7 protein-coding genes are annotated in these 5,717 nt (G+C 69.4%); 1 reads left to right on the top strand and 6 read right to left on the bottom strand.

What is annotated here, in order from left to right; all coding sequences use genetic code 11:
- Together AB7U92_RS20715 and AB7U92_RS20710 are read right to left on the bottom strand one after the other, a co-directional pair.
- A partial coding sequence (locus tag AB7U92_RS20715) for a carboxymuconolactone decarboxylase family protein (protein WP_428581444.1) occupies nt 1-521 on the bottom strand: 521 nt, incomplete at its 3' end.
- 176 nt (nt 522-697) lie between these two features.
- Nucleotides 698-1,540, bottom strand: a complete 843-nt coding sequence (locus tag AB7U92_RS20710; RefSeq protein ID WP_428581441.1) for a cupin domain-containing protein — start codon at nt 1,538-1,540, stop codon at nt 698-700.
- A 185-nt stretch (nt 1,541-1,725) separates the two neighbouring features.
- Between AB7U92_RS20710 and AB7U92_RS20705 the strand changes: the two genes are divergently transcribed.
- On the top strand, nt 1,726-2,187 hold the full coding sequence (locus tag AB7U92_RS20705) for a YHS domain-containing (seleno)protein (protein WP_428581438.1): 462 nt from the start codon (nt 1,726-1,728) through the stop codon (nt 2,185-2,187).
- A 210-nt stretch (nt 2,188-2,397) separates the two neighbouring features.
- Here the strand turns inward: AB7U92_RS20705 and AB7U92_RS20700 are convergent, their stop codons facing one another.
- From AB7U92_RS20700 to AB7U92_RS20685, 4 genes are read right to left on the bottom strand one after another with little or no spacing between them, the layout of a single operon-like run.
- Nucleotides 2,398-2,622: a zf-HC2 domain-containing protein gene (locus AB7U92_RS20700; protein ID WP_428581435.1), complete on the bottom strand. Its 225-nt coding sequence runs from the start codon at nt 2,620-2,622 to the stop codon at nt 2,398-2,400.
- Complete coding sequence (locus tag AB7U92_RS20695; protein ID WP_428581432.1) at nt 2,619-3,260, bottom strand: sigma-70 family RNA polymerase sigma factor; 642 nt, start codon at nt 3,258-3,260, stop codon at nt 2,619-2,621. The genes AB7U92_RS20700 and AB7U92_RS20695 overlap by 4 nt, the downstream gene beginning before the upstream one ends.
- Nucleotides 3,257-4,342: a YeeE/YedE thiosulfate transporter family protein gene (locus AB7U92_RS20690; RefSeq protein WP_428581429.1), complete on the bottom strand. Its 1,086-nt coding sequence runs from the start codon at nt 4,340-4,342 to the stop codon at nt 3,257-3,259. The genes AB7U92_RS20695 and AB7U92_RS20690 overlap by 4 nt, the downstream gene beginning before the upstream one ends.
- 23 nt (nt 4,343-4,365) lie before the next feature.
- Entirely contained in the window at nt 4,366-5,313 is a 948-nt protein-coding gene (locus tag AB7U92_RS20685; protein WP_428581426.1) for a DUF3179 domain-containing protein, read from the bottom strand.
- Nucleotides 5,314-5,717 lie beyond the last annotated feature (404 nt).

Here is a 5,717-nt window from a genome sequence, read left to right as displayed (position 1 = left end):
GCGTGGTTGCTGAAGTTGCTGAGCGTCTTCACGGCGATGGCCAGCACGATGTAGAGCAAGTCCCTCTCCTGGAAGCCGGCGCTCAGGAACGAATCCACCGTGGCGGGGCTGGGGCGGCCATGGGTGGTGACCATCTCGGTTGCCAGCGCGTGCAAGGCCGCGAGACGGGCATCCGGAATCGGCTGGCCGGCGCGAATGGCCTGCAGGACAGCGGCAGGCACACCGGATTTCTTGTCGGCAATCATGCTGTGAGCGGCCGTGCAGTAGGTGCAGCCGTTGACCTGGCTGACGGCAAGGAACACCACCTCCTGCTCGGCAGGCTTCAGGCCCGATTCGGAGCGGAACAGCGCATAGCCGTGGAGGTAGGTGCTCAGCACGGCCGGCGCGTTGGCCATGTTGAGGTACATGTTGGGCAGGAAGCCCGCCGCCTTGAGCGCCTTGTCGAGGATCTCTTTCTGGGTATCGGTGGCGGTGGCGGGGTCGACGGCGTGCAGGTTGTGCAGGATGGGGTTGGCAGGCATGGACGTTTCCTCGGGGCTCGGGTGGAAGGAGGCGGTGACGCGCCCGCACGCGGATGTACGGGCCGCCTAACGAGCTTCATCCTAGGGATAGCCCAGGTCGGCGCGGATACTGCCCGTCGCAGACCGATGACCGTGCGTCTCGATCGACCGACGGGGCGGTTGAACCGCCGGATCGGTCAGGCCCGTGGCGATACCGAAACCTCGACACTGCGTAGCCAATGCGTCGGGGCTTCGCCGGTCTTGCGGATGAAGGCCCGGGTGAACGCGCTGGCACTGCCGTAACCAACGTCCAGGGCCACGTGTTTCAAGGGCCGTCCGGCTCGCAGCAGCCCCTGAGCCAGGGTGACGCGCCATGTCGCCAGGTAGTCCGCTGGCGTGTTACCGATGACCTCGCGAAAGTGCACGGCGAACCGCGCGCGGGACATCCCGGCGAGTTGGGCCATGTCCGACAGCACCCAGTCGCGGGTCGGCTCTTCGTGCACCGCCACCAAGGTCTTGGACAGGCGCGGGTCGGCCAGCCCGGCCAGCGTGCCGCCTTGGGTCAGCCCCCGGTCCAGGCAGTGGCGCAGCAGGCGGATCAGCAGCAACTCGCAAAGGCGATCCAGCGCGGCCTGGCGCCCGCACTGATCGGTGAAGGCCTCGTCGTACAGCAGGTCGAGCAGGGCCTGCGCACCGGGAAGATCACGCAGCGGCACGAGAACCATCGGCGGCAGTGAGTCCGTGATCGGGTTGCGCCCGCCGCCACCGAACTGGATCGATGCGCACACCACGTCGGCGCCGTCCCGGTCGTCAGCGATCAGGCGGTGGGCGTCCGGCCGGGGCAGGAACAGCAAGGTCGGTTCGGTGATGGTCAAGGTGCCTTCGATGCCGCCGGTCAGCGTCACCGGCCCGCGCTTGATCAGGTGGACGTGGCCACGCTGCGTGTCGCGTTCGAAGTGGTGGATGCCGCAGATCTGCCCGGTATAGAAGACCCCGGCGCTCAGCGAGAAGCGTTGCAGCAGCAGGGAGAGGCGGTCCATGGTGAGTGCGAGACGCGTGGTCAACAGAATGGTACGTCAGGACGCCGAACGTTTCATTCGAGGGCCCAAAGTTCACCACAACGCCAGCAGCAGCGCATGCCGGCGTGAGCTCCCAACCACCTCGATGAAGGACCCTCGTGATGACACCCTCCACCACCCGGCCGCGCCGGCAGTTTCTGGTCAGCGTGATCGTCGCCGCCGGTGCGGCCACGCTGTTGAATCGGCCTGCGCAGGCCTATGACGAGAACTCGGCCAGCGCCGTGAACGTCGACGCCAGCGGCCTTGCACTCAAGGGCCACGATCCGGTGGCCTACTTCAACGCCGCGAAGCCGACGCCCGGCCTTGCTCAGTTCAGCACTCAACACCAGGGCGCGACCTACCGCTTTGCGTCCGCCGCCAACCGGGATGCCTTCATCGCCAACCCGGGCAAGTACGCGCCGGCCTACGGCGGCTTCTGCGCGATGGGCGTGGCGCTGGAGAAAAAGCTTGACGTCGATCCCCAGGCTTGGCGGGTGGTGGACGGCAGGCTGTACCTGAACGTCAACAAGGACGTGCAGAAGCGCTGGCTGGACGATGTGCCGGGCCATGTCGCGACGGCCGAGAAGAACTGGCCGCGGCTGAAAGACCGCACGCCGAAGTCGCTCTGACCCTGATACCGCAGGCGGCCTGCGCGCGTCGGCTTTGCCGCCTGCCTGAGGCCGCCGGATCGGCGCCTCAGGGATCGCCGCACCACGGTTGCCGGACGTCGGCAGATCAAGGGGCGCACCTTGCGCGCAGCGCCGGCCCGGCCGCGACCCTGCGTCACCGAGACGCCGGAGCCCAACCCCGATCGGCCACCCGATCGCCGTCGGCGCAGCTCAGCGCGGCGGTGCCGGGGGCGCTGGATCGTCGAGCTCGAATCCGTTCGACAGCAGCTCTGCAGACGCCGCATGGACAGCGTCGATCTGCGCGGCCACGTGGCCGCAGTCGCTGCACATCGAAAGGTGCAGCTTCAGCCTCATCTCGTCGAACAGGCCCAGCGGCTCGTCGAGCCGCTGCGACAGGAGTTCGGCCACCTTTCGGCAGGAGTACATCAGGTTCATACGCTGGCCCTCGTGCCGATCCAGTCTCGTTGCATGCACTCGCGCAAGGCCATCCTGGCGCGGTGAAGAATCGTCCTGCAGTTCTCGGCGCTGACGCCCAGGCGCTCGCAGATCTCCGCGGTCTCGAAGCCCAGCCATTCGCGCATCATGAACACGCGGCCGGTCTGGCGCGGCAGGCAGCTGACGCAGCGCTCGAGCACCGTCATCATCTGCCGCTGTTCGGTGCGGTTGTCGGGCTGCTGCCACGCGGGAACCGGTTCGATGTAGCCGCCCTCGGCGGTGTACAGCGCGTCGATTGCATCGTCGAGCCGGTCGTCGTCGACGCTGAACTGGACCATCCTGTTGCGCGTGGGCGAGCGGTACCAGTCCGCGACCTTGTTCTTCAGGATGGCGGTGGCCCAGGTCACGAGCGACGCATCGCCTCGGCGCTTCGTGTGCTGTTCGACGACGGCGATCAGGGTGTCCTGCACCAGGTCCTCGGCCAGGGCGTCGTCGTGCACGGCAAAGCGCGCATGCCGCATCAGCCGCACGCGCAGGGCGGGCAGCTGTGGCTCCAGGGTGTCGTTGTCGCCACCAGCAGGGCCCGGACCGGGTGGCGCGGCACCGGGCGCCAATGCGCTTGCTTGAACAGGATTCATTGCCTTCCTTCTCGGCCTGTGATGGCGCGGGGGGGTGGTTCGGCTTCGCTGCACCCGGCGGGCGTGCACGTCACCGCGGGCATGGGCAGGCGGGTGCGGCGCATCAGCCACAGCACGGTGGCGATGCCGACGAGCAGGGAAAGGTACGACGTGGCGGCCTGCAGGGCCAGGGTGGGCAGGCCATTGAGCAATAGGGTGTCGTTGCCCCCCGGCACCATCGCGGCGCCGGCACCCATCAGCACACCGCCGGCGCCGTGCCGCAGCCAGCCGCCAGGGCCCGACGGGCGGCGCCAGGCCACCGACCCGCGTTGCAGCGCGGAGGCCGCCATGCCGCCGACGAGCGCAATCACCAGGGCGCTGTGCGCGCCGGACGGGGCCGCGGCGCCGCCGCCCCACGCGTGCAGGACACTGGTGCGCAGGTGGTTGGTGTAGGACCAAGCGCCGTGGGTGGCGTACAGCAGTCCGCCGGCCAGGCCCATGACCGCTGCCGAGACCGACAGGTGGTAGCGGGGGGCGAGCACCCGCCGGCGCAGCGACGGCTCCGGCTGCGATCGCCAAAGTCGGCCGAATGCGCGCACGCGCAGCAGCGCCCACAGCGCCAGGGCCAGCAGCAGCCACGGCGCCAGCGCGGGCCAGCGTATCCACGCCGGCACCACCGGCAGCCACACCACGCCGGCATGCAGGACGCCGGCCGCGGCCCAGGCCAGCACGCCCAACACGAGACCGGCCAGCGTGGCGAGCATGCCCAGTTCGCCGTCGGCCAGCCGGTGCAGCGTGGACAGTGAACAGCCGCCGTTGAGCGCTGCACCCGCACCGAAGAGCCAGCCACCCGCCAATGCCCAGCCCATCGAGGACGGCATCAGCACCGGCGGCAGCGCCCGCCCGAAGCCGAGCACGAGCACGCCCGTCAGCGTGGCCATCCACAGCGCCGCCTGCAGCAGGCTGCCCAGCATGTGCGCGCTGCCGCCGTTCATGATCTCGGCCACCGCGCGCACGTTGCACAGGCTGGCCCGGTGGGCCGCAAAGCCGATCAGCGCTGCACAGGTCAGCGCGATGCCGAAAGCCAGGGAATGCGGCGTCACGGCTTCGTGTTCGTCGTGGGCGGTCAGCGGGCACGCAGCACTTCGGTGCCCGGATGGAAGGCCACCCAGGCAAACCAGAAGGCCATCGTGCCGGCCAGCGGGCGACCCTGGACGTCGAAGGCCTCGGCTGTGCCGTGGCTGCGGTCGTAGCGGATGCGCAGCCGCTGCCCTGCCACGGTGTCGTCGATCTCGCCTGCCGCACCCACGATGCGGTCCAGCACGCTGAACGGGTAGGCCTTGGCTGTGCCGTCGATGCGCAGGCCCAGCACCCACTCCTTGAGCGGGAAGCGGTCGTCGCGGTGCTGCACGTCGAACATCAGTTGCTGCACGCGGCCATAGCCGGCATAGGGGTCGCGCGCGTAGTCGCGATCGAACCCCGTCTCGGCGGACAGCACTTCGGTGTCCGGGTGGCGCTGCCGCCAGTCCGCCCAGCGGGTGTGGGTCAGCGGCACGGCTTGTAGCCGGGTGCCCTTCAGCGGGCCGCTGATGGCAGCGGACAGGATCTGCGACCACAGCGACGAGGTGGCGCGGTCGTACAGCAGCACGTCGCTGTTGTAGAGCAGGCCGGAAACGCCGAAGCCCGCCGCGGCGGTCCGCGCCGGCGGCTCGAAGGCCATGCCGGTGCCGCACAGCGGGCAGTAGGACACCAGCACCGCGCGGTCGCCGAAACGGTCGTTGACGACCTCGTGCCAGTTCAGGATGCGTACCGGGTAGGCGCGCGTCACGCCGCCCAGCGCAATGCCGAGCACGCGATCGTCGTCGTCCAGCCTGGCGCGTGTGGCATCGACGAAGCGCGGCCGGTCGATGGCCGGGATGCCGTCCTTGGGCGGGCCGCCTCGCTGGATCGCCTGGACGGGAACGGATGCACCCGTCAGGTCGAAGCCATTCAGCAAAGGCTCGGCGCGAACGGCGCCCAGGCCGCACATGAGCAGGGTCGTGGCCAGGGTGCGCGCGAGGGCGTGACGGGGCATGGTGGCGGCGGCGTCGGCGAGTGGGTCCGAAGGGGCGACGAGGCGCCGGGTGTGAGACGCCTCGCGTGGCCAATGCCGCGTCCTGCTCACGACCCGGGCCGACCCCGTCTGATGCATGGACGGCGCAGACCGCGCGTTCATTACATCGAGGCCGCAACAAACATCGTCTCGACGTCGCTGTCACGTTGGGCGGCCGAGACCCGACGAAGGGTGTATCCGCAGCGACATCGGTCCTGCGGCTCCAGCCAGACCCTTCGTTCACTTCACCGCAAAGGACTCCATCATGAACAAGCTCCTCATCGCCGCCGCCCTCGCCGCCACGTCGTTCGCCGCCCTGGCCGACGGTGCCACCTACGAGGTTCCGCAGCCCGTCACGTCGACGGTCACGCGCGCCGAAGTGCAGG

The organism is Piscinibacter sp. (assembly GCF_050175855.1).
Taxonomy (GTDB): Bacteria; Pseudomonadota; Gammaproteobacteria; order Burkholderiales; family Burkholderiaceae_C; genus Piscinibacter.
This window is presented reverse-complemented; position numbering and strand designations above follow the sequence as displayed.